The sequence below is a fragment of the Enterobacter sp. ENT02 genome (assembly GCF_019219165.1).
GTDB classification, from domain to species: Bacteria; Pseudomonadota; Gammaproteobacteria; order Enterobacterales; family Enterobacteriaceae; genus Enterobacter; species Enterobacter mori.
This window is the reverse complement of sequence record NZ_JAHUWD010000002.1, coordinates 653,195-672,684: the sequence shown is the minus strand read 5'-3', so window position 1 is coordinate 672,684 and position 19,490 is coordinate 653,195. Positions and strand designations below refer to the sequence as shown.

Annotated in this window: 24 protein-coding genes; 14 read left to right on the top strand and 10 right to left on the bottom strand. The window is 52.6% G+C overall.

What is annotated here, in order from left to right:
* Positions 1-79 precede the first annotated feature (79 nt).
* Positions 80-826 (bottom strand): MipA/OmpV family protein, encoded by a 747-nt coding sequence (locus tag KW829_RS09160; protein WP_010430068.1) that lies wholly within the window; start codon positions 824-826, stop codon positions 80-82.
* 432 nt (positions 827-1,258) lie between these two features.
* Here KW829_RS09160 and yeaG point away from each other — a divergent pair, with 432 nt between their 5' ends.
* From yeaG to KW829_RS09145, 3 genes are all read left to right on the top strand, one after another.
* Positions 1,259-3,193 (top strand): protein kinase YeaG, encoded by a 1,935-nt coding sequence (gene yeaG / locus KW829_RS09155; protein ID WP_042717518.1) that lies wholly within the window; start codon positions 1,259-1,261, stop codon positions 3,191-3,193.
* Positions 3,194-3,266: 73 nt separating this feature from the next.
* Complete coding sequence (locus KW829_RS09150) at positions 3,267-4,550, top strand: YeaH/YhbH family protein (protein ID WP_010430062.1); 1,284 nt, start codon at positions 3,267-3,269, stop codon at positions 4,548-4,550.
* A gap of 99 nt (positions 4,551-4,649) precedes the next feature.
* Positions 4,650-5,150 carry a YbaK/prolyl-tRNA synthetase associated domain-containing protein gene (locus KW829_RS09145; RefSeq protein ID WP_010430058.1) on the top strand — a complete coding sequence of 167 codons (501 nt, stop codon included), beginning with the start codon at positions 4,650-4,652 and terminating at the stop codon, positions 5,148-5,150.
* Between the two features lie 21 nt (positions 5,151-5,171).
* Here KW829_RS09145 and yoaI read toward each other — a convergent pair whose 3' ends face one another.
* Positions 5,172-5,276 (bottom strand): small membrane protein YoaI, encoded by a 105-nt coding sequence (gene yoaI, locus KW829_RS09140; RefSeq protein WP_010430055.1) that lies wholly within the window; start codon positions 5,274-5,276, stop codon positions 5,172-5,174.
* A 145-nt stretch (positions 5,277-5,421) separates the two neighbouring features.
* Between yoaI and KW829_RS09135 the strand changes: the two genes are divergently transcribed.
* The gene (locus KW829_RS09135; RefSeq protein ID WP_010430052.1) at positions 5,422-5,868 is read left to right on the top strand and encodes a DUF441 domain-containing protein; all 447 of its coding nucleotides are present in this window, start codon (positions 5,422-5,424) and stop codon (positions 5,866-5,868) included.
* Here KW829_RS09135 and KW829_RS09130 read toward each other — a convergent pair.
* Positions 5,852-6,643: a helix-turn-helix transcriptional regulator gene (locus KW829_RS09130; protein WP_218308053.1), complete on the bottom strand. Its 792-nt coding sequence runs from the start codon at positions 6,641-6,643 to the stop codon at positions 5,852-5,854. The two genes, KW829_RS09135 and KW829_RS09130, sit on opposite strands and share 17 nt — an antisense overlap.
* A 99-nt stretch (positions 6,644-6,742) precedes the next feature.
* Between KW829_RS09130 and KW829_RS09125 the strand changes: the two genes are divergently transcribed.
* Positions 6,743-7,930: a CynX/NimT family MFS transporter gene (locus KW829_RS09125; RefSeq protein ID WP_218308052.1), complete on the top strand. Its 1,188-nt coding sequence runs from the start codon at positions 6,743-6,745 to the stop codon at positions 7,928-7,930.
* A 33-nt stretch (positions 7,931-7,963) separates the two neighbouring features.
* Here KW829_RS09125 and KW829_RS09120 read toward each other — a convergent pair whose 3' ends face one another.
* The gene (locus KW829_RS09120) at positions 7,964-8,671 is read right to left on the bottom strand and encodes a CTP synthase (protein WP_010430044.1); all 708 of its coding nucleotides are present in this window, start codon (positions 8,669-8,671) and stop codon (positions 7,964-7,966) included.
* 101 nt (positions 8,672-8,772) lie between these two features.
* Between KW829_RS09120 and KW829_RS09115 the strand changes: the two genes are divergently transcribed.
* Positions 8,773-9,117, top strand: coding sequence for a DUF488 domain-containing protein (locus KW829_RS09115; RefSeq protein ID WP_010430042.1), 345 nt, complete (start codon positions 8,773-8,775; stop codon positions 9,115-9,117).
* Here the strand turns inward: KW829_RS09115 and KW829_RS09110 are convergent, their stop codons facing one another.
* Positions 9,118-9,423 (bottom strand): hypothetical protein, encoded by a 306-nt coding sequence (locus KW829_RS09110; RefSeq protein ID WP_100166990.1) that lies wholly within the window; start codon positions 9,421-9,423, stop codon positions 9,118-9,120.
* Between the two features lie 80 nt (positions 9,424-9,503).
* On the bottom strand, positions 9,504-9,758 hold the full coding sequence (locus KW829_RS09105; RefSeq protein WP_089599068.1) for a DUF333 domain-containing protein: 255 nt from the start codon (positions 9,756-9,758) through the stop codon (positions 9,504-9,506).
* A gap of 307 nt (positions 9,759-10,065) precedes the next feature.
* Here KW829_RS09105 and KW829_RS09100 point away from each other — a divergent pair, with 307 nt between their 5' ends.
* From KW829_RS09100 to yoaJ, 3 genes are read left to right on the top strand one after another with little or no spacing between them, the layout of a single operon-like run.
* Positions 10,066-11,094 (top strand): sensor domain-containing diguanylate cyclase, encoded by a 1,029-nt coding sequence (locus KW829_RS09100; protein ID WP_218308225.1) that lies wholly within the window; start codon positions 10,066-10,068, stop codon positions 11,092-11,094.
* A 45-nt stretch (positions 11,095-11,139) separates the two neighbouring features.
* On the top strand, positions 11,140-11,238 hold the full coding sequence (locus tag KW829_RS09095; RefSeq protein ID WP_010430030.1) for a YoaK family small membrane protein: 99 nt from the start codon (positions 11,140-11,142) through the stop codon (positions 11,236-11,238).
* Positions 11,239-11,313: a protein YoaJ gene (yoaJ, locus tag KW829_RS23055; protein WP_071985424.1), complete on the top strand. Its 75-nt coding sequence runs from the start codon at positions 11,239-11,241 to the stop codon at positions 11,311-11,313. It abuts the gene before it with no gap.
* 54 nt (positions 11,314-11,367) lie between these two features.
* On the opposite strand, the gene KW829_RS09085 is transcribed toward yoaJ, so the two are convergent.
* The 3 genes from KW829_RS09085 to KW829_RS09075 form a co-directional block, all read right to left on the bottom strand.
* Entirely contained in the window at positions 11,368-11,616 is a 249-nt protein-coding gene (locus KW829_RS09085) for a GlsB/YeaQ/YmgE family stress response membrane protein (RefSeq protein ID WP_010430025.1), read from the bottom strand.
* 299 nt (positions 11,617-11,915) lie between these two features.
* The gene (locus KW829_RS09080; RefSeq protein ID WP_174339357.1) at positions 11,916-13,388 is read right to left on the bottom strand and encodes a sensor domain-containing diguanylate cyclase; all 1,473 of its coding nucleotides are present in this window, start codon (positions 13,386-13,388) and stop codon (positions 11,916-11,918) included.
* Between the two features lie 313 nt (positions 13,389-13,701).
* Positions 13,702-13,947, bottom strand: coding sequence for a DUF2543 family protein (locus KW829_RS09075; RefSeq protein WP_089599066.1), 246 nt, complete (start codon positions 13,945-13,947; stop codon positions 13,702-13,704).
* A gap of 334 nt (positions 13,948-14,281) precedes the next feature.
* Between KW829_RS09075 and KW829_RS09070 the strand changes: the two genes are divergently transcribed.
* Positions 14,282-15,037, top strand: coding sequence for a glycosyltransferase family 25 protein (locus KW829_RS09070; RefSeq protein ID WP_218308051.1), 756 nt, complete (start codon positions 14,282-14,284; stop codon positions 15,035-15,037).
* Positions 15,038-15,156: 119 nt separating this feature from the next.
* Here the strand turns inward: KW829_RS09070 and icd are convergent, their stop codons facing one another.
* The gene (icd, locus tag KW829_RS09065; RefSeq protein WP_063142859.1) at positions 15,157-16,407 is read right to left on the bottom strand and encodes an NADP-dependent isocitrate dehydrogenase; all 1,251 of its coding nucleotides are present in this window, start codon (positions 16,405-16,407) and stop codon (positions 15,157-15,159) included.
* 117 nt (positions 16,408-16,524) lie between these two features.
* Between icd and rluE the strand changes: the two genes are divergently transcribed.
* Genes rluE through hflD form a run of 4 tightly spaced genes read left to right on the top strand, consistent with a single transcriptional unit; the run spans position 16,525 to position 19,471 of the window.
* Positions 16,525-17,178 carry a 23S rRNA pseudouridine(2457) synthase RluE gene (rluE, locus tag KW829_RS09060; protein WP_010430011.1) on the top strand — a complete coding sequence of 218 codons (654 nt, stop codon included), beginning with the start codon at positions 16,525-16,527 and terminating at the stop codon, positions 17,176-17,178.
* Between the two features lie 9 nt (positions 17,179-17,187).
* Positions 17,188-17,661 carry an NUDIX hydrolase gene (locus KW829_RS09055; RefSeq protein WP_089599908.1) on the top strand — a complete coding sequence of 158 codons (474 nt, stop codon included), beginning with the start codon at positions 17,188-17,190 and terminating at the stop codon, positions 17,659-17,661.
* Between the two features lie 40 nt (positions 17,662-17,701).
* Positions 17,702-18,814 (top strand): tRNA 2-thiouridine(34) synthase MnmA, encoded by a 1,113-nt coding sequence (gene mnmA / locus KW829_RS09050; RefSeq protein WP_109081037.1) that lies wholly within the window; start codon positions 17,702-17,704, stop codon positions 18,812-18,814.
* A 27-nt stretch (positions 18,815-18,841) separates the two neighbouring features.
* Positions 18,842-19,471: a high frequency lysogenization protein HflD gene (hflD, locus tag KW829_RS09045; RefSeq protein WP_010430005.1), complete on the top strand. Its 630-nt coding sequence runs from the start codon at positions 18,842-18,844 to the stop codon at positions 19,469-19,471.
* The last annotated feature ends 19 nt before the right edge of the window (positions 19,472-19,490 follow it).

Sequence of the window (19,490 nt, the reverse complement as noted above, 5' to 3'; positions counted from 1 at the left end):
TTCTGTTGCACCAAAATAAAACAAACGGGGCGCATAGCGCCCCATTTTGATGCACAGAATGCACGCTAATGATGCACACTCAGAACTTGTAGGTCACACCCACAGAGAAGAGCCCTGACCAGGATTTGTCGACCATCGGGCTATCTTTGATTTCATCACTCAGGCGGGAGTAACGGCCAGTACCGTAAACGTTCCAGTCACCCAGGAAGTTATAGCTCGCGGTCAGCTCCAGGTACGGATCCCAGCCATCATCCGCGCTGTAGCTTTTCAAACCGCTACGACGAGATTCAGCTTTAGAGACGCCGTAATAGTAGTCGTTGTAGTTCTCGCTGCTGTACTGCACACCAATGCCCGGCGTAAGCGTCAGCGCGCCGTTGGTGTAGCGATAAAGCCACGCCAGATCCCAGATAAAGCCGTTGCTGTTGTCGAGCGTATCCGCCGCCAGCGCAGTACGCAGGAAGCCGTACTGGGTATTATGTACGTAAGAAAGACCCGCCATCAGCGAGCTTCTGCGCTTGTCCAGTTGGCGAAGCGCGTTGCTGTCGCTGTCGCCTGGCTTGAAGTGCGTCGGGTCGTAATACGCCATGATCGACAGCTTGTCAGCCGTATCGTTCCACAGATAGTAGCCGCCGCCTAGGCCACGGAACCAGAAGTTATCGCCTTCATAGGTGACAACGGGAACGGGATACACATCGCGGTCATACTGTTTGTACGGGCTGTTAATGACACCCGCGCCCGCGCCAACAGTCCACTGACTTTCTGCCTGTGCGGTGTTCACTGCGGTAGCGGCAAGGATGCCCAATGCCAGAAGTTTGAGTTTGGTCACAATCCATTCTTTCCTGTAGTCAAATAATCAGCGGGTGAAGTGTAACCGCCATTCCCGTTCATCCCAAAATTTTTTGCTGACTAATGAGTCTGATTAACCCGTTATTTTTTACTTTTCAGATGACAGGCTGCTTTCATTTATGTGAACCCTGAATGAAAAACGCGGCTTCGCCTTATTACGCACGTGGGAATTTTTGGATGAGTTATTGATATGTCATTGAAATTAGATTTTCTCAGCATGCAAGTTTTGCAAATGCCATCTACGCTTTAATTTAAGAAGAGATTTTGCTGCACACCCCGCACTTCTTAGCGTCTGACCTGGCACACAGGTTGCTGCTCTGGCAGTGAGGTGCGAGAAATTCTCTTCCGGGAGCCTCCACTACTCATACGAACGGCTCTTATCCTGTGCTAAAAAACGAAAGGACGGCATGCCATGAATATATTCGATCACTATCGCCAGCGCTACGAAGCTGCCAAGGACGAAGAGTTCACACTGCAGGAGTTTCTTACCATTTGTCGGCAAGATCGCAGTGCCTATGCCAATGCGGCAGAACGGCTATTGATGGCTATTGGTGAGCCTAACATGGTTGATACTGCCCTGGAGCCACGGCTTTCCCGTCTCTTTTCGAATCGGGTCGTCGCCCGATATCCGGCGTTTGAAGAGTTCTATGGCATGGAAGATGCCATCGAGCAGATCGTCTCCTACCTGAAGCATGCTGCTCAGGGTCTGGAAGAGAAGAAGCAGATCCTCTATTTACTGGGTCCTGTGGGTGGCGGTAAATCGTCGCTTGCCGAGCGCCTTAAAGCGCTGATGCAACGCGTGCCGATTTACGTGCTGAGTGCCAACGGGGAACGCAGCCCGGTCAATGACCATCCGCTGTGCCTGTTTAATCCGCAGGAAGATGCGCAGATCCTTGATAAAGAGTTTGGCATCCCGCACCGCTATCTCGGCACGATTATGTCACCGTGGGCGGCAAAACGCCTGCACGAGTTTGGTGGCGATATTACCAAATTCCGCGTCGTCAAAGTCTGGCCGTCAATTCTGGAACAGATTGCCATCGCCAAAACGGAGCCCGGCGACGAAAACAACCAGGATATTTCGGCCCTGGTCGGTAAAGTCGATATCCGTAAGCTGGAACATCACGCGCAAAACGACCCGGATGCCTATGGCTACTCCGGCGCCCTGTGCCGTGCAAACCAGGGGATTATGGAGTTCGTCGAGATGTTTAAAGCACCGATTAAAGTGCTGCATCCGCTGCTGACCGCCACTCAGGAAGGGAACTACAACGGTACGGAAGGTATTTCCGCCCTGCCGTTTAACGGCATCATTCTGGCGCACTCCAACGAATCTGAGTGGGTCACCTTCCGTAATAATAAAAACAATGAGGCGTTTCTCGACCGTGTTTACATTGTCAAAGTGCCTTATTGCCTGCGGATCTCGGAAGAGATCAAAATTTACGAGAAACTGCTTAACCACAGTGAGCTGGTGCACGCACCTTGCGCACCGGGAACGCTGGAAACGCTGTCTCGCTTCTCCATTCTGTCGCGCCTGAAAGAGCCAGAAAACTCCAGCATCTACTCGAAAATGCGCGTCTATGATGGTGAAAGCCTGAAGGACACCGACCCGAAAGCGAAGTCCTATCAGGAGTACCGCGATTACGCTGGCGTCGACGAGGGGATGAACGGTCTGTCCACGCGTTTCGCGTTTAAGATCCTCTCCCGCGTCTTTAACTTTGACCATGCGGAAGTGGCGGCCAACCCGGTGCATCTGTTCTATGTCCTGGAGCAGCAAATCGAGCGCGAGCAGTTCCCGCAGGAGCAGGCTGAACGCTACCTTGAGTTCCTGAAAGGCTACCTGATCCCGAAATACGCCGAGTTCATCGGCAAAGAGATCCAGACCGCCTACCTGGAATCCTATTCAGAATACGGGCAGAACATTTTCGACCGTTATGTCACCTATGCTGACTTCTGGATCCAGGATCAGGAGTACCGCGACCCGGATACCGGCCAGCTGTTTGACCGTGAATCCCTGAACGCGGAACTGGAAAAAATTGAGAAGCCTGCCGGTATCAGCAACCCGAAAGACTTCCGTAATGAGATTGTCAACTTCGTCCTGCGCGCCAGAGCGCATAACAACGGGCGTAACCCGAACTGGACCAGCTACGAAAAACTGCGCACGGTCATTGAGAAAAAAATGTTCTCCAATACCGAAGAGCTGTTGCCGGTTATCTCGTTTAACGCCAAAACCTCAACCGACGAGCAGAAAAAGCACGACGATTTTGTCGACCGTATGATGGAGAAAGGCTATACCCGCAAACAGGTCCGCCTGCTCTGCGAATGGTACCTGCGCGTGCGCAAATCGTCTTAAAACAAGTGCCCGGTAGCGTTCACGCTTACCGGGCCTACAAAATGCAAGTTGGCAAATGCAGTACGGGGGGTATATGACCTGGTTTATTGACCGGCGTCTTAACGGCAAAAACAAGAGCACGGTTAACCGCCAGCGCTTCTTGCGTCGTTATAAAGCGCAAATTAAACAGTCGATCTCCGAGGCCATCAACAAACGCTCGGTGACTGACGTAGACAGCGGCGAGTCTGTCTCCATCCCCACTGATGACATCAGCGAACCGATGTTTCATCAGGGGCGAGGCGGTCTGCGCCATCGCGTCCACCCAGGTAACGATCACTTTGTTCAGAATGACCGAATCGAGCGTCCACAAGGCGGTGGCGGCGGTTCTGGAAGCGGTCAGGGACAAGCCAGCCAGGACGGTGAAGGTCAGGATGAATTTGTCTTCCAGATCTCGAAAGATGAATATCTCGACCTGCTGTTTGAGGATTTGGCGCTGCCTAATCTGAAAAAGAACCAGCACCGCCAGCTTAACGAATACAAAACCCATCGCGCGGGTTATACCGCAAACGGCGTGCCCGCCAATATCAGCGTCGTGCGTTCGCTGCAGAACTCACTGGCGCGACGGACGGCGATGACAGCAGGTAAACGACGTGAACTGCGCGAGCTGGAAACCAGCCTGAAGGTCGTGGAAAACACGGAACCGGCGCAACTGCTGGAAGAGGAGCGCCTGCGCAAAGAGATTGCCGAGCTACGGGCAAAAATCGACCGCGTGCCGTTTATTGATACTTTTGACCTGCGTTACAAGAACTACGAAAAACGTCCAGAGCCATCCAGCCAGGCGGTGATGTTCTGTCTGATGGACGTTTCCGGTTCAATGGACCAGGCCACCAAAGATATGGCGAAGCGTTTTTATATTCTGCTCTACCTGTTCCTGAGCAGAACCTATAAGAACGTGGAGGTGGTCTATATTCGCCACCATACTCAGGCGAAAGAGGTGGATGAACACGAGTTCTTCTACTCACAGGAGACCGGTGGGACCATTGTATCGAGCGCCCTGAAGCTGATGGATGAAGTGGTGAAAGAGCGTTATGACCCGGCGCAGTGGAACATCTATGCCGCGCAGGCGTCGGATGGCGATAACTGGGCAGACGACTCGCCGCTGTGTCATGAAATTCTGGCGAAGAAAATTCTGCCCGTCGTGCGTTACTACAGCTATATCGAAATCACCCGCCGCGCGCACCAGACTCTGTGGCGGGAGTATGAACATTTGCAGTCGATGTTCGATAACTTTGCCATGCAGCATATCCGCGATCAGGATGATATCTATCCGGTATTCCGGGAGCTGTTCCACAAGCAGTCTGCCACCAGCAATGCATAACCCAGCAGCCAGCAAATCCGCTGGCTGTTTTCTTTCGACCCCGTTCATCCCGTGATAATGTAGCAAGCTGCAAATGGGTTTATTACCGGGAAAATCGTTATGTCTGAAGATGTTATTGGGACGGCAACTCACCAGCAACTGATTACCTTACTTACCGGGCAGGGCGCGCGGTTTCGGGTGATGGAGCACGAGGCGGTGGGGAAATGTGAAGCGGTAAGTGAAATTCGCGGGACCGATCTGAGACAAGGCGCGAAAGCGCTGGTGTGCAAAGTGAAAGGCAACGGCGTAAAAAAACACGTTCTGGCGATCCTGGCCGCCGACCTGCAGGCCGACCTGAGCAAGCTTGCCAGCCATTTTGGCGGGCTTAAGGCCTCGCTCGCCAGCCCGGCGGAAGTCGATACCCTGACCGCCTGCGTATTCGGCGCTATCCCGCCCTTTAGCTTCCATCCTGACCTGGCGCTGGTGGCCGACCCGCTGCTATTCGAGCGCTTCGACGAAATCGCGTTTAACGCTGGCCTGCTGGAGAAATCCGTCATTATGGATACCCAGGATTACCTGCGCATCGCCCGTCCTGAGCTGGTGACCTTCCATAAAGCGTAACCGCTAAGGCTGACGCCCCCGTCAGCCTTTTCTTTCCAGAAACAGTACGGAGGCGACGAGAATCACGGCAATAGCGAAAAACGATGAGGAGATAATCAGCGTTTCAACAAACATGTGATCGTTCATGATGGCGACCCCTTTTGCGATATCTGCCTCCGTTTTAATCCTCGTAAATGACAAGGTTATGACAGCAACAAAATCTTTTTAAAACTGTCCTGCGTCGCGTTTGCGCGTACAGTAAGCAGGTTAATTATTTTGGCAAGGATTCCCTATGTTTGACCCTACTCTGCTCATTCTTCTGGCACTCGCCGCGCTCGGCTTTGTCAGCCATAACACCACGGTCGCCATCTCGATTCTGGTGCTAATTATTGTGCGTGTGACCCCGCTCAATACCTTTTTCCCGTGGATAGAAAAACAAGGCCTCACTATCGGGATTATCATTTTGACCATCGGCGTGATGGCCCCGATCGCCAGCGGCACGCTTCCCGCCTCGACACTGCTGCATTCGTTCATGAACTGGAAATCGCTGGTGGCGATCGCGGTGGGTGTTTTTGTCTCGTGGCTGGGTGGACGCGGCGTGACGCTGATGAGCAGCCAGCCCTCGCTGGTGGCGGGCCTGCTGGTAGGTACCGTGCTCGGCGTAGCGCTGTTTCGCGGCGTGCCGGTGGGGCCGCTGATTGCCGCCGGGCTGGTTTCGCTGTTTATTGGGAAATCGTAGTCAGGCTGGCAATATAGCGAGCAGGCGTCTGCCCCAACCCTTTCTTGAACATGGTAATAAAGGCGGTGGTAGAGTCATACCCCAGTGACTGTGCCACCTGCTGCACGGAGTTCCCGCCAATCAACAACTGCAAGGCGACAATCAACTGCAGCTGGTGTCGCCAGCGCCTGAAGCTTAACCCCGTCTCTTTTACGACCAGCCGCGCCAGGTTGCGCTCGCTCATGGCAAAGTGGCTCGCCCATTGCGCCAGCGTTTGCCAGGCGGCAGGCTCTTCTGCCATCTTCTCGCTCATCAGCCGAATTTTAGGATGGGGCGACACGGGCAACTGCAGATGCTCCTGACGCTGGAGCGGTAACTCGTCAAACAGGACATCCACCAGGCGCGAGGTGGCCGCAAGGCGCAGCTCTTCACGCGATTTATCCGCCAGCGACAAAATAAGTTCCCGCACCAGCGGGGAGATTTTCAGGGTGCAACAGCGATCGGGCAAACTGACGGCGCCGGGTTCAATAAATAAGAAACACAGCTGTGCGCCTGGCGTGGCCTTATTGCTGTGCGGCATCTCCCCCGGAACCCATACCGCATACTGCGGCGGCACCATCAGCATGGCGTTTTCCGCCTCACAGGTGATCGCGCCCCCCAGCGCCAGAATCAGCTGACCTTTACGGTGATGATGCAGCGGAATATGCTGTTCTTCAGCCACCACGCGGATGCGAAACGCCACCGCAGCGTCATGCTGGCTATCCGGATCGTAGCCATCCAACCCAAGACCGATCATAAAGTTGTCCGATATTAGCGATAAACTGTCATTTTAGCTTGATTTAAACCAAGCTGAAAATCGGTATTGTGTGCGCTCGCTTGAACGTATGAGAACATAATGACTACAGCTATTCGAACGTCAGGAAAACACGGCGCGCTGCTGATTGCAGGCATCCTGATGATTGCCACCACGCTTCGCGTCACCTTTACCGGGGCGGCGCCGCTGCTTGACACCATCCGTCAGGACTACGGCTTAACCACCGCGCAAACGGGTTTGCTCACCACGCTGCCTCTGCTGGCATTCGCGTTAATCTCTCCCCTCGCCGCAGGTGTCGCCCGCCGTATCGGCATGGAGCGCAGCCTGTTTCTCGCCCTGCTGCTGATTTGCGCCGGAATTGGCGTACGTTCCCTGCCTACGGCCTCTCTGCTGTTTATCGGTACGGCGGTCATCGGCTGTGGTATCGCACTGGGCAATGTGCTGTTACCGGGGTTAATCAAGCGCGACTTCCCGGGACAGGTGGCTAAGCTCACCGGGGCGTATTCCCTGACAATGGGGGCGTCTGCTGCATTAGGCTCTGCGCTGATTGTTCCCCTGGCGCTGGGTGATGCGGGCTGGCACGGCGCGCTGCTGATGCTGATGATCTTCCCGCTGGTCGCCCTGCTGCTGTGGCTGCCGCAGTGGCGTCAGACCCCTGCTGCCACCGTGACCGGCGCAGGTGCGTTGCACAATCGCGCCATCTGGCGCTCTGCCCTTGCCTGGCAGGTGACTCTGTTTCTGGGAATCAACTCGCTGATTTACTACGTGATCATCGGCTGGCTACCGGCGATTTTACTCAGTCACGGCTACAGTGAAACACAGGCAGGTTCGATGCACGGCCTGCTACAGCTGGCCACCGCCGTGCCGGGTCTTGCTATCCCACTGCTCCTCCATCGCCTGAAGGATCAGCGCGGGATAGCCGGTATCGTGGCACTGATGTGCGCGGTGAGCGCGGCGGGGTTCTGGTTTGCGCCTGACATGGCGGTAATATGGACGCTGGTGTTTGGCTTTGGCTCGGGTGCGACCATGATCCTCGGCCTGACCTTCATCGGTTTGCGCGCCAGCTCTGCACACCAGGCGGCGGCGTTATCCGGTATGGCGCAGTCAATTGGTTATCTGCTGGCCGCCTGCGGGCCACCGCTGATGGGGAAAATTCACGACACAGCCGGGGACTGGCGCATTCCACTGATGGCCTGCGCGCTGGCCGCCGCGGTGATGGCGGTTTGCGGCGTGCTTGCCGGGCGTGACCGGGAGATCACACCCCGCTAATGACATGGGCAGACACGATAGTCTGCCCTTGTTTTATCCGCGCGCCGCGCGCAGCATCGCCTGCACCAGCACCACCGGACGCCCTTCAAGCGCTGCACGTTCATGCTGGAATAAGGTGATCACAAAGAACGGATGCGTAACCAGTTCGGCTGCGCGAATGTCGCCCTGTTCGTCCCAGCCCGTCACGCGCATATCACCGCTCTCCAGCTCCTGCGCAAATTCTGGCGACACGCCATAGTTGCAGTGATAGCCCTCTACAATTTCCGGCTTTCCGTAGGCTTTCGCGATGAGCGTATTGTTGCGCAGTTCAATGGCATCGGTTTTTTCCACCAGCGAGCAGGTCAGCGGCGCAATCACCATCGTCCCTTCGGTATCCGTTTCAGCGTGAGCCGCATCGCTCCAGCCCAGCACATTGCGCGCGTACTCAATCAATGCATGCTGGAATCCACCGCAGGTCCCGAGGAAGGGAATACTGTTTTCACGAGCGTAGCGTGCGGCGATGAAGGCCGCCTCGGTGTTCTTATAGGGACTTGCAGGCACCAGCCAGATGGCATCATAGCCTACCAGGTCTTCCGGACTGGTCAGCTCCGTTGTTGCAAGCCAGTCATAATCGGCGGTGAGATCCAGTACAGCAGCGGCATCGTCAATTGCCAGTGGGATCGCCTGATGCGCGACCACATTAGCGTTATAATCGCCAACAAGGGCAATGCGCAGCGTCGTTTTAACCGGGAGGTGTTCCATGAGGGAGTCCTTATGCCAAAGAATTATCAGATAACATAAGGAACCTCAGACTACCGATCTTCTGCAATTATCACAATACCTTAAATTGGGAGGGATGAAATATGATTCAGTGCAAGCGCCTGTACGATCGGGCCAGTCAGGACGACGGTTATCGGGTTCTGGTGGACAGGTTGTGGCCACGCGGGGTGAAAAAAACAGACCTCGCGTATGATGAATGGTGTAAAACGCTCGCGCCTTCAAATGAATTGCGCAAAGCTTTTCATAGCGAAACGATTGATTTCACCGCCTTCAGTAAGGCGTATCGGGAAGAACTGGCGCAGCATAAGGACGAAGGCCAGCGCCTGGCAGCTCTGGCAAACAGGCAGACCTTAACCCTGCTCTACGGCGCTAAAGACGAGGCGCAAAATCATGCCCTGGTTTTGGCTGACTGGCTACGCCATCTGTAATCAACCGATCGTCAGTTCATCACAGGTCTGCGATGTTTCGTCCGGCGTCAGCGGCAGCAGATGTTCCGGACGGACAAACGCAAAGCCATGCTGATTATCAAACGCATAGACGTCTCCCGTCACCAGCCACAGCGCACGGTCCGCCGTTGCAGGCAGCTGCGTCATCACGCCGTTTACTGGATTAACAAAACGCTGACCTGGCTGGCAAAGACCAAACAGCTCCACTGATTTTCCTACATTGCGGCGGCCAGCTGACGTACGCGCGCCAATGATTATCGCCAGGCTGCCCGGCTTTAACTGAAACATACTTCTCTCGCGGTCAATATCGCCAGAAACTGGCTAAGAATAATCCTAAAGAGAAGTGTATCGCAGACAGTATCCCGCTGTCACCTGGCAGGTTGCGGATGATCCCGACGGTAGAGATCCCACTCATCAATCACTTCACCGCCAGGCAGTTTGCACTCGGTACGCACACCCTGCGGACTTTGCACCGGGATCTGTTCGCCACCTTTCTCCAGGCAGTACACGGAGGCCGGGTTTGCCATCCCTACCGCATGCGGCGGCATAGGGGCGTCAGGTTGAGTAGCTTTTGTTGTGCATGCTGCGAGCGGTAACGCCAGTGCCAGTAACAGATATTTCATCATCGCGATCCTTAAAGCGTCCTGAAAACGTCAGGGTAACGGGTCAGGAAGGTTTTCTCCATGATTTCTCCATCGTTACTGCACTTTTGCCCCTTACAGTGCAGCGTGTTCTCGATATGACCAGAGAACATCATTCCGTAATCAAGATGTCTTTGCCCCGGTCTCTGTACCGGGGCCTTTTTGTCTCCTGAATCGCCCCGGAGAATGTATAAAATTTGTTATATTCATGTTTTACTATGTCGAAATTGGAAAATTTCAGCATAACATGCAGATGCAGACGTCTTCTGTATGGGAGTCAACCCACGTCATGTCGGATATCATCCTTGCCCGTGTTTCTGAAACACTCGCCACCGAGCAATCCTTAGAAAGTCTTGTACGCCAGCTGCTGGAGATGCTGGAAATTGTGACCGAAATGGAATCCACCTACCTGACAAAGGTGGATATCAACGCACGGTTGCAGCACATTCTTTATGCCCGCAACAGTAAGCAGATGCAGATCCCTGAAGGGCTGAGCGTTCCGTGGGGGGATACCCTGTGCAAGCGTGCGATAGACAGCGATACTCTGTTCAGCAACGACGTGCCGGGTCGCTGGCCTGATTGCGAAGCCGCAAAAGCGCTTGGGATTACAACCTACATGAGTATCCCTATTCACCTGGCTGATGGTTCGATTTACGGGACCCTGTGCGCGACCAGCACGGAGAAGAAGCAGCTTAGCGAGCGCGGTGAACACGTGCTGAAGCTGTTTGCCGGTTTAATTGCACAGTACATTCAGAAAGAGTCCCTGGTGGCCCAGCTTCGCGAAGCCAATGCAGCACTCATCGCCCACTCTTATACCGATGCCCTCACGGGGTTGCCCAACCGTCGGGCGATTTTCGAGAATCTCACCACCCTGTTTTCCTTAGCTAAACACCTTAAACGCAACGCCATTATTGCGTTTATCGATCTGGATGATTTCAAACTGATTAACGATCGCTTCGGGCATGAGACGGGCGATCGATTCCTGATCGAAGTGGGCAAACGACTCACTGACGAACAGACCGAGGACGAGATCGTCGGAAGATTAGGCGGCGATGAGTTTCTGGTAGCCTGTCTGAGTCAAAGCACAAAAGAAGCCGAAAGGACGCAGGTTAATCTGCTGAAAACCCGGCTTAGCGCTCGCATCTCGGGTGAATACTGGCTCGGTCAGGTTCATATTGTGTATCCGGGTGCGAGTCTGGGTATCGTCGAAGTCGATCCCACCAGCACCGATGCGGACAGCGCGTTACAGGCGGCAGATATGGCGATGTATCAAGACAAAAAAGGAAAAAGCAAAACACGCTTTCTCACGATGGATTAACGCCGTACACTCTACGGCGTTACGTAAAACGATAAAGGTGATGGCATGCGAATAGGGATCCTCTTCCCGGTTGTTATTTTTATAACGGCGGTGATTTTTTTAGCCTGGTTTTTCATTGGCGGTTACGCTGCGCCGGGGGCATAAATGAGAAAAACAACCATCATTATGTTGATCGTGGCAATCGTGGCTGTCGCAGGTTCACAGTTCGGCTGGTGGTAAACCTCCAATGTAAAAAGGCCGCCATCTGGCAGCCTTTTTCAGCAAATAACAGATTTAGCTTTTGATTTTTCTGTAGATAAACAGAACCACCAGGGCGCCAATTACCGCGACGGCAAAGCTGCCAAAATTGAAGCCATCTACTTTGCCAAACCCGAACAGGGTACTGATCCAGCCGCCAACGACTGCACCCACGATCCCCAGTATGACGGTTACGAAGAACCCACCACCATCTTTGCCCGGCATAATCCACTTCGCCAGGATCCCCGCAATCAGCCCAAAGATAATCCAGGATAAAATTCCCATAGCTTTCCTCTCTGTATGGTTTTTGTCATTAAATCAACGACACAGAAAAGGATAGCACAGGATTTAAGAAAGGAAATTTGTGATAAGCATCACAGGGTTTGATTGAGTAAAATCTGAGCTATAAAAAATGCCGTTCCACATGAAGTGTGGGGTTGCATCTTTTGTTGAGAAAGATTATCTTTCTCAATACTGAATAGTTGAGTGAAACACTCAGGTATTCAGTACGACATTGCTCACATTGCTTCCAGTATTTCTTGCCCACTCTTGAGTGGGCTTTTTTTGCCTGCAAGACAGACACGTCATACCGCAATAAAGGCGTGCTGGTTTCGTCCGGCCCGTTTTGCCTGATAGAGCGCGCGATCGGCAGCAATAATAATGTTCTGCTGGCTACCTGCAATCTCCACGGCACGCGCGGTTGAGACTCCTACGCTTACCGTTACCCGCCCAAAGGGGCTGAAATCGTGTTCAATATTCAGGGAGCAGACATTGCGAATAATCGATTTGCCAAGGCGACACGCCTCCTCGATATCGGTGTCAGGCAAGATGAGCGCAAATTCCTCACCGCCGTATCTCGCCACAATTTGGTTGTTCCGGGTAAGGCTTTTCCTGAGACACTCTCCCAGAAGGCTAAGACAGCGATCCCCTTCCGGGTGCCCGTAGTTGTCATTATATTTTTTGAAGAAATCCGCATCCACGATCAGCACCGAAATCGGGGAATTGTCAGCCGCACAGCGCGCAATTTCAGACAGGATCTTTTCATCAAATGCACGGCGATTGAAAAGCCCGGTCAATGCATCTTCAGAGGCAATGATCTGAAGCTCTTTGTTAACCCGGTTTTTTCTGGATAAGTCTACATACAAAAAGTAGGAAGCCACGATGAGCACGGCGGTTAAAATAAGAATAACGACGGCGAGCTGAATGGCCTGCTTGCGCCAGGGAGACAACGCCTCCTCCTTGCTGACCGCCACGGTCGTCACCAAACCATAGCGTTTGTTTTTCTCAAACGCGTAGATGCGTTCGATTTTATCAAACCGCGAGACGGAACTGGCTATCCCGGCATTCTGTACCTTGAGATACTCTTTAAAAAGGGGTGAGTCAGAAACAATCGCGCCAATATAGTTATTTTTAAAAGGGTGCCGAACCAGTAATACACCTGTTTGCGTCGTTAAACCAATAACCCCAGAATGACCAATGTCAATCTGTCCATACAGCGCAAGAAAGTTTTCGATACCCAGCGTAACCACGACAACCCCGTTAAAGGCTCCCGAGTGCGTTTCCAGGCGTCGACTGATGGTAATCACCCATTTACCGTTTGTTCTGCTCACCACAGGTTGACCAATAAAAATCTGCGAATTTTTATTTTCTTTGTGATAGACGAAAAATGGCCTGTCTGCCCCTTTACGGGAACCGGAAAACCCCTCATGCAATGCCGTGAAGATATCCCCTTTCGCATCGTAGACGACGACATTATTTATCTGAGAAAGTAAATCATCCTGATTTGTTATTATCCGCTGAATATTCACAGCCTGCTGCGGCGTCATGCCATAAATTTCAATCATGTCAGAGACAGTGGTAATCAACATTTCACTTTGGCGCATAATCCCCTCAGTGTACACATCAAGGGTATGGCTCAGGTTGGCAACGCTGGTATTAATTTGTTGAATTGATTGCTGTCTGGATGTGGCGATCTGAACGACAAGCGACAGCGAAATAATCAGTGAGACGATGATGACGGTAATGGTTGTTGTGTTAAACGCGTTTTTCACATGCACGAGCTAATCCACCTTATCACGCCTGATATCCCTGGCTGACAACTCTTGTCACTGTAGCAAAGGTCAGTATAAGAGGAAAATAAATTGTACTTAAGCTATGCAAATGAAACCACCAGTATTGGTTGGTTGCGTAATTTGTCTCAACCTGATTTCTGCGAGCACGTTTTTGAAGGGGAAGAAAGTGAAACAAAATATAGCTTATTGCAAAACGTTATCCTGATTCACTCATTCGGATAGAGTATAACTCAAATTACTGAAGGGCGGTGAGCTGGGATGTCTACACGTTGACCCGACGCCCTATGCCATCAACGTGTTACTCGTTGCCCCACTGATTCAGGAAATTCGCAACGTCATCAACCCGCATCGTGCGGATCCCTGCTGTGCTGGCCATCTCTTGCTGGGCTTCCTCGCTGATCTCTTCATTATTCGACAAACGGGTGATCAACAATTGGAAATAGTGTGCCAGCTGATCTCGCTCCGCTTCGCTCACCATTTCAGCGGCTTCCGTCGAGTACTCATCGACGATGTCATAAAATTTAAGTGGGATATCGTTGTTCATACCAGTCTCAAGTCTGACAATTAAAGGGCAATATCACGATTATATCTGACGACGCTCTTCGACAAAAGCCCAGGGAAGACTCAGTCAGTTGATTGATTGCTTCAACAGGCGATTAAAGCCCTTTCGACCCGTTTTAGCCATCCACAGATACATTTCTGGCTTAAGAATGAAGATAGCTATTGCAGCAGTAACAGCGACAAGCATAATACCGCAGTGGGATGTAGTTACGGGTTGAGCTTGATAGACAGACATATTCATGCCGTGCATCTTTTTTGCTGCTCAGCTACAGAGTTCGACTCGTGACCACAAAAAGGCTTTTAATAATAGGTTTTTTATGAAGATTTTTATTGTAAATCTTAAACAGTCCGTAGAAAGAAGGCAGAAAATTGAGGCCCAGCTTGTTGCTCTGGGGCTTTCTGCAGAGTTTGTAGAGGCCGTAGATGGCAGAGAGTTGTCAGAGAAAGAGAGGCAAAGTGTCACCGCTCAAGTAAATTACGCTTTTCTTCCCGGTGAGATCGGCTGTGCACTAAGCCATCAGCAAATCTACAAAAAAATAATTGATGAAAATATCAATAATGCTCTGATCCTAGAAGATGACGTTGTTTTGACCGAAGATTTTCAACACGTACTCCAAAACATCACCGTTCCTTCAGAACGTCCTTCGGTTATCTTGCTAAGCCGCACAAACAAGTATTTTAAAAAACCATTAAAAGCTATTTCTGGCAATTATTCTTTACATAAAACCTTACTTGCCACGACGGCACATAGTTATATCATAAACAGTGAAGCCGCAAGATCGTTACTAAAAGGACTTTACCCTGTCTGGATTGTGTCTGATAAATGGGGGCTGTTTGAAGATATGTCATTGGTTGAGGTATATTCTGTTGTACCTCACCCTGTGCATCTTTCTGATGAAGCCAAGAACTCTACGATTAATGTTCCCCAGGATGCGCACGAAATCCATATAAAAAAGAAGAAAATATGGAATGAGCTCATGGCAGGCAGAACCTTTAAGACTAAAATCAAGCACAAATTCAGAAGAGCGATACTTCCCCTTTTCAGTAAAGTAATTAATCAAGGGAAAGGCTAAATTTTCAGGTTAAGTTGACTCGGTTTTATATTTTCAACAACAAGCGTGATTATAACAATTATCGGGTTAAAAAAACGGGAGCCGTTAGGCTCCCGTTGATATTTAATCCAGCGAGTAGATTACATATTCGCGATAATCGCGTCGCCAAACTCTGAACATTTCAGCAGCTTAGCGCCTTCCATCAGACGTTCGAAATCGTAAGTGACGGTTTTCGCGTTAATCGCGCCTTCCATACCTTTAACGATCAGGTCTGCGGCTTCGAACCATTCCATATGACGCAGCATCATCTCTGCGGACAGAATAATTGAGCCTGGGTTCACTTTGTCCTGGCCTGCGTATTTAGGCGCAGTCCCGTGGGTCGCTTCAAACAGGGCGCACTCGTCGCCGATGTTCGCGCCAGGGGCGATACCGATACCGCCAACCTGCGCTGCCAGGGCGTCAGAGATGTAGTCACCATTCAGGTTCATACAGGCGATCACGTCGTATTCAGCAGGACGCAGCAGGATCTGCTGCAGGAACGCATCGGCGATCACATCTTTAATGATGATCTCTTTGCCGGTGTTCGGGTTCTTGATCTTCTGCCACGGGCCGCCGTCGATCAGCTCACCGCCGAACTCTTCGGTCGCCAACTGGTAGCCCCAGTCTTTGAACGCGCCTTCGGTGAACTTCATGATGTTGCCTTTGTGAACCAGGGTCACAGAGTCACGGTCGTTGGTGATCGCGTATTCGATGGCCGCACGCACCAGACGCTTGGTACCGTCTTCAGAGCATGGCTTGATGCCAATACCGCAATGCTCAGGGAAGCGAATTTTCTTCACGCCCATCTCTTCGCGCAGGAATTTAATCACTTTTTCTGCGTCAGCAGAGTCCGCTTTCCATTCGATACCCGCGTAGATGTCTTCTGAGTTTTCGCGGAAGATAACCATGTCGGTCAGTTCAGGGTGCTTAACCGGGCTTGGGGTGCCCTGATAGTAACGAACCGGACGCAGACACACGTACAGGTCCAGCTCCTGACGCAGTGCCACGTTCAGGGAGCGGATACCACCGCCAACTGGCGTCGTCAGAGGGCCTTTAATTGCAACGCGGTAGTCGCGGATCAGGTCCAGCGTTTCTGCTGGCAGCCAGACGTCCTGGCCATAAACTTGAGTCGATTTCTCACCGGTGTAAATTTCCATCCAGGAAATTTTACGCTCGCCTTTGTAGGCTTTCTCAACAGCGGCATCAACCACTTTCAGCATTGCCGGGGTAACGTCTACACCGATACCGTCGCCTTCAATGAACGGGATAATCGGATTGTGAGGAACGTTAATCTTGCCGTTTTGCAGGGTGATCTTTTTACCTTCCGCCGGAACAACTACTTTGCTTTCCATTAACCTCTCCTTCGAGCGCTTCTGGTTGTTACTGATCTTATGTTAATAAATTGTAATGAGCCCTTCGATAGTACCTGAATGTCCGACGCCATGAAAGGTCTTCGTTATTAGGCTATAATGCGGCAATTGATAACGCCTGAAAATACCATGAAGAAAACTTCTTTTACAAAACACCGGGTTGAGCGATTCAGCTCGCGACAAGCCACCAGAAGACCGCAAGAAACCCAGCCGACGCGGGTGATTCTGTTCAATAAACCCTACGATGTTTTGCCGCAGTTCACCGACGAGGCCGGACGCAGCACGCTGAAGGACTACATCCCCGTACAGGGCGTCTACGCCGCCGGGCGACTGGACCGCGACAGCGAAGGCCTGCTGGTCTTAACTAACGACGGCGCCTTGCAGGCGAAGCTCACGCAGCCGGGGAAACGCACCGGCAAAATTTACTTCGTGCAGGTTGAAGGCGAACCGGATGACGCGACGCTGGCGACGTTGCGCAGCGGCGTGACGTTAAATGACGGTCCCACCCTGCCCGCGGGTATTGAGCGCGTGAATGAGCCGGAATGGCTGTGGCCGCGCAACCCGCCAATTCGTGAACGTAAATCCATTCCGACAAGCTGGCTTAAAATCACCCTTTACGAAGGCCGCAACCGTCAGGTTCGCCGGATGACGGCACACGTTGGCTTCCCTACCCTGCGTCTGATTCGCTACGCCATGGGCAGCTACACGCTGGATTCACTGGCGAACGGCGAATGGCGGGACGCTGTCCCTTAAGGAGAAACGATGTTCAAACCTCATGTTACGGTCGCCTGTGTGGTTCACGCCCAGGGCAAATTCCTTGTTGTTGAAGAGAGCATCAATGGCAAAGCGCTGTGGAACCAGCCTGCCGGGCATCTTGAAGCCAATGAAACCCTACTCCAGGCAGCGAAGCGTGAGCTGTGGGAAGAGACCGGCATTCACGCTGAGCCCCAGCATTTCATCCGTATGCACCAGTGGATCGCGCCCGATAGCACCCCCTTCCTGCGTTTTTTATTCACCGTTGAGCTTAGCGAAACGTGCGCCACTGAACCGCACGATGACGATATCGATCGCTGCTTGTGGGTGACCGCCGACGAGATACTGAACGCGCCAAACCTGCGCTCGCCGCTGGTTGCGGAAAGCATCCGCTGCTGGCAGTCTGCGGTTCGCCTGCCGCTGGATGTCATCGGAGAATTTAACTGGCCGTTTACAGAGGGTGTCAACGGTGGGGGGGCGTGATAGAATACGCCGCCTTGAAGTTCAATGTCGTGAGTATTCCATGTCAGATAATAGCCAGAAAAAAGTGATCGTCGGCATGTCCGGCGGTGTCGATTCCTCCGTTTCCGCCTACCTGTTACAGCAACAGGGCTATAAGGTGGAGGGCCTGTTCATGAAGAACTGGGAGGAAGATGATGGTGAGGAATATTGCACTGCCGCTGCGGATCTCGCCGATGCGCAGGCCGTGTGCGACAAGCTTGGCATTGAACTGCACACCGTAAACTTTGCGGCGGAATACTGGGACAACGTCTTTGAACTGTTCCTGGAAGAGTACAAAGCGGGCCGCACGCCGAACCCCGATATTCTCTGCAACAAAGAGATCAAATTCAAAGCCTTCCTGGAATTCGCCGCAGAAGATTTGGGCGCAGACTACATTGCGACCGGTCACTACGTGCGTCGCGCAGATGTGAATGGCAAAAGCCAGCTCCTGCGCGGTCTGGACGGCAATAAAGATCAGAGCTACTTCCTTTACACGCTGAGCCACGAACAGATTGCCCAAAGCCTGTTCCCGGTCGGCGAGCTGGAAAAGCCGGAAGTGCGTAAAATCGCCGAAGAGCTGGACCTGATCACCGCCAGGAAAAAAGACTCCACCGGCATCTGCTTCATCGGCGAGCGCAAATTCCGCGATTTCCTGGGACGTTACCTGCCTGCACAGCCGGGTAAAATTGTCACCGTCGACGGTGAAGAGATTGGCCAGCATCAGGGTCTGATGTACCACACGCTCGGCCAGCGTAAAGGTCTGGGGATCGGCGGAACCAAAGAAGGTAGTGAAGATCCGTGGTACGTCGTCGACAAAGATGTTGAAAACAATATTCTGGTTGTCGCCCAGGGCCACGATCATCCGCGTCTTATGTCCGTTGGGCTTATCGCGCAGCAGCTGCACTGGGTCGATCGCGAGCCGCTGAAAGGCACGCTCCGCTGCACGGTGAAAACACGCTACCGTCAGACCGACATTCCCTGCACCATTACCGCGCTTGATGACGATCGCATTGACGTGCGTTTCGACGAGCCGGTCGCAGCCGTCACCCCGGGTCAATCCGCTGTCTTCTACAGCGGTGAGATCTGCCTGGGCGGCGGGATCATTGAACAGCGCCTGCCGCTGCCTGCTGTTTAATACGATTGCACACATAAAGGAGACCGTGTGGCGAAGAACTACTATGACATCACCCTGGCGCTGGCGGGAATTTGCCAGTCAGCCCGTCTGGTGCAACAGCTGGCGCATCAGGGTCACTGCGACGCCGATGCCCTGCACGTTTCACTTAACAGCGTTATCGATCTCAACCCGGGCTCTACGCTGGGTGTTTTCGGCGGCAGTGAAGCCAATCTTCGTCTCGGTCTTGAAACCCTGCTCGGCGTGCTCAATGCCAGCAACCGTCAGGGGTTAAACGCGGAATTAACCCGCTACACGTTAAGCCTGATGGTACTGGAACGTAAGCTGAACGCCGCAAAAGGCGCAATGAATACGCTGGGCGATCGCATTGCCGGGCTGCAGCGTCAGCTCGATCATTTTGACCTGCAGTCGGAAACGTTGTTGAGCGCGATGGCGGGGATTTATGTCGACGTCATCAGCCCGCTAGGCCCGCGCATTCAGGTCACCGGCTCTCCTGCGGTACTGCAAAGCCCACAGGTTCAGGCGAAGGTTCGCGCCTCGCTGCTGGCAGGCATCCGCGCCGCCGTGCTGTGGCATCAGGTCGGCGGCGGCCGCCTGCAGTTAATGTTTTCTCGTAATCGCCTGACCACTCAGGCAAAACAAATTCTTGCTCATTGTTAACCTCCCGGAGTTGCGAATT

Excerpts from the sequence above, each read along its gene's own strand:
- yeaG (WP_042717518.1), top strand. The coding sequence starts at position 1,259 with ATGAATATATTCGATCACTATCGCCAGCGCTACGAAGCTGCCAAGGAC.
- KW829_RS09150 (WP_010430062.1), top strand. The coding sequence starts at position 3,267 with ATGACCTGGTTTATTGACCGGCGTCTTAACGGCAAAAACAAGAGCACG.
- KW829_RS09145 (WP_010430058.1), top strand. The coding sequence starts at position 4,650 with ATGTCTGAAGATGTTATTGGGACGGCAACTCACCAGCAACTGATTACC.
- yoaI (WP_010430055.1), bottom strand. The coding sequence starts at position 5,276 with ATGAACGATCACATGTTTGTTGAAACGCTGATTATCTCCTCATCGTTT.
- KW829_RS09135 (WP_010430052.1), top strand. The coding sequence starts at position 5,422 with ATGTTTGACCCTACTCTGCTCATTCTTCTGGCACTCGCCGCGCTCGGC.
- KW829_RS09130 (WP_218308053.1), bottom strand. The coding sequence starts at position 6,643 with ATGATCGGTCTTGGGTTGGATGGCTACGATCCGGATAGCCAGCATGAC.
- KW829_RS09125 (WP_218308052.1), top strand. The coding sequence starts at position 6,743 with ATGACTACAGCTATTCGAACGTCAGGAAAACACGGCGCGCTGCTGATT.
- KW829_RS09120 (WP_010430044.1), bottom strand. The coding sequence starts at position 8,671 with ATGGAACACCTCCCGGTTAAAACGACGCTGCGCATTGCCCTTGTTGGC.
- KW829_RS09115 (WP_010430042.1), top strand. The coding sequence starts at position 8,773 with ATGATTCAGTGCAAGCGCCTGTACGATCGGGCCAGTCAGGACGACGGT.
- KW829_RS09110 (WP_100166990.1), bottom strand. The coding sequence starts at position 9,423 with ATGTTTCAGTTAAAGCCGGGCAGCCTGGCGATAATCATTGGCGCGCGT.
- KW829_RS09105 (WP_089599068.1), bottom strand. The coding sequence starts at position 9,758 with ATGAAATATCTGTTACTGGCACTGGCGTTACCGCTCGCAGCATGCACA.
- KW829_RS09100 (WP_218308225.1), top strand. The coding sequence starts at position 10,066 with ATGTCGGATATCATCCTTGCCCGTGTTTCTGAAACACTCGCCACCGAG.
- KW829_RS09095 (WP_010430030.1), top strand. The coding sequence starts at position 11,140 with ATGCGAATAGGGATCCTCTTCCCGGTTGTTATTTTTATAACGGCGGTG.
- KW829_RS09085 (WP_010430025.1), bottom strand. The coding sequence starts at position 11,616 with ATGGGAATTTTATCCTGGATTATCTTTGGGCTGATTGCGGGGATCCTG.
- KW829_RS09075 (WP_089599066.1), bottom strand. The coding sequence starts at position 13,947 with ATGAACAACGATATCCCACTTAAATTTTATGACATCGTCGATGAGTAC.
- KW829_RS09070 (WP_218308051.1), top strand. The coding sequence starts at position 14,282 with ATGAAGATTTTTATTGTAAATCTTAAACAGTCCGTAGAAAGAAGGCAG.
- icd (WP_063142859.1), bottom strand. The coding sequence starts at position 16,407 with ATGGAAAGCAAAGTAGTTGTTCCGGCGGAAGGTAAAAAGATCACCCTG.
- rluE (WP_010430011.1), top strand. The coding sequence starts at position 16,525 with ATGCGGCAATTGATAACGCCTGAAAATACCATGAAGAAAACTTCTTTT.
- KW829_RS09055 (WP_089599908.1), top strand. The coding sequence starts at position 17,188 with ATGTTCAAACCTCATGTTACGGTCGCCTGTGTGGTTCACGCCCAGGGC.
- mnmA (WP_109081037.1), top strand. The coding sequence starts at position 17,702 with ATGTCAGATAATAGCCAGAAAAAAGTGATCGTCGGCATGTCCGGCGGT.